The 1,629-nt window shown below is 35.8% G+C and carries 1 protein-coding gene and 1 CRISPR repeat array; the gene reads left to right on the forward strand.

Annotated features, from left to right (window positions below):
• Nucleotides 1–191: 191 nt before the first annotated feature.
• A CRISPR array of direct repeats spans nucleotides 192–892; the repeat unit is 29 nt; unit sequence GTATTCTCCACGTATGTGGAGGTGATCCT.
• Between the two features lie 478 nt (nucleotides 893–1,370).
• Nucleotides 1,371–1,454, forward strand: a complete 84-nt coding sequence (locus tag CP366_RS11185; protein WP_223845463.1) for a KxYKxGKxW signal peptide domain-containing protein — start codon at nucleotides 1,371–1,373, stop codon at nucleotides 1,452–1,454.
• Nucleotides 1,455–1,629: the final 175 nt, after the last annotated feature.

Here is a 1,629-nt window from a genome sequence, read left to right on the forward strand (position 1 = left end):
TAGTGAATCAATTATCCCGTCGGATAACTAATTCACTATTTAGCTTAGAATGTTTTGTATATTTAGGGAGACAAGAAAATTCTGTTGTTGTGTGACTAATGGGATTAAAATAGATACAATAGTAATGACAAAGTGATGAAATTTTGGGATCTATCGTTTTGTGATTGTTGTTATATCAGGATTTGTTTACTGTATTCTCCACGTATGTGGAGGTGATCCTACTTGATCGCAATTTATTTTTATATCCGTCTGGTATTCTCCACGTATGTGGAGGTGATCCTAATTGCGTTTGGTTCCGCTCCGAACTTACCTTGTATTCTCCACGTATGTGGAGGTGATCCTATAACCACCTAAAGTACCAGTACCTTCAACACGTATTCTCCACGTATGTGGAGGTGATCCTAGATTAAATCCTTATCAGGTCGTTGTATTGGGGTATTCTCCACGTATGTGGAGGTGATCCTTTCTTTCATTTAAATACCTCCTGTTTTGCATAGTATTCTCCACGTATGTGGAGGTGATCCTTTAATCCTGATTGGGTAGCGGATATTCATCCAGTATTCTCCACGTATGTGGAGGTGATCCTATCCTGCTTGCTTGGGCGCTTAATTCTCTTGAGTATTCTCCACGTATGTGGAGGTGATCCTAATATCCGCCTATTCCAAACTGCCAAACATACAGTATTCTCCACGTATGTGGAGGTGATCCCTATTCATTTAAAGCAAGGTGCTAACTTATTGCGTATTCTCCACGTATGTGGAGGTGATCCTACTCAAAAAGATGTTATATACACAATGGAATAGTATTCTCCACGTATGTGGAGGTGATCCTGGTAGGGGTGGTCATATACTTTATGTGTGAGTGTATTCTCCACGTATGTGGATGTATTGCTATATTGGGATTCCTGAAGAAATCATGAATGTAATTATACGAGACCACAAGGAAAAATTTTAAAATCTCAGGCTTCTAAAAAGCAAAAAGAAATTTTTAATAGTTGGCAGAAAAAATGAAAGAAAATATGTAAAGACAACTAAAATAATCAACAGAGCTGCTCTTGGAATATTTATTGTTGCAGTAGTAATTTTTTTATTATAGGGTTAGTGAAGTAAAATGACAGTTAGTGAAGTACAAAAAAAGACGACTAAAAAGTGGGATACCAAAAACAAAACTCGAAAACAGTATTTAAATCGGTTACTAAAAATTTTATTTTGAAAGAAGCCACCACAGAGGACCTTGAACAAATTAAAAAGTATTTTGTGCAAAGAAAACACGGAAAAGATTAATTGTGGTAGAAAACGCTGCATGAATAATTGTAATTTTTAGTAAAAAGTTTTGGAGGTGCTTTTTAATGATTGATTTAAATAGTTCAGATATTATGGACGCACAAGAAGCTTCGAAAATTTGGTAAGCAATGGGTGAAGGCATGGAAGCTATTACAGGTGTTAAAGATCTAAGAAAAAATAAATAATTCATTAACCATTGCCTTTGGTTTGTATTGAGTCATTAGGTTTCTTCCATAATTATGTGAATATGGGTAATGCGCTATTTTTCATTAAGAACGCTAGTAGAAAAGTTTTAATGAAAAACGCCCGAAAATCCCCGTATTTTAATGCGGGGATGGATAGGGCC

Source organism: Lactobacillus sp. UMNPBX15 (genome assembly GCF_002553785.1).
In the GTDB taxonomy this organism is placed as follows: Bacteria; Bacillota; Bacilli; order Lactobacillales; family Lactobacillaceae; genus Lactobacillus; species Lactobacillus crispatus.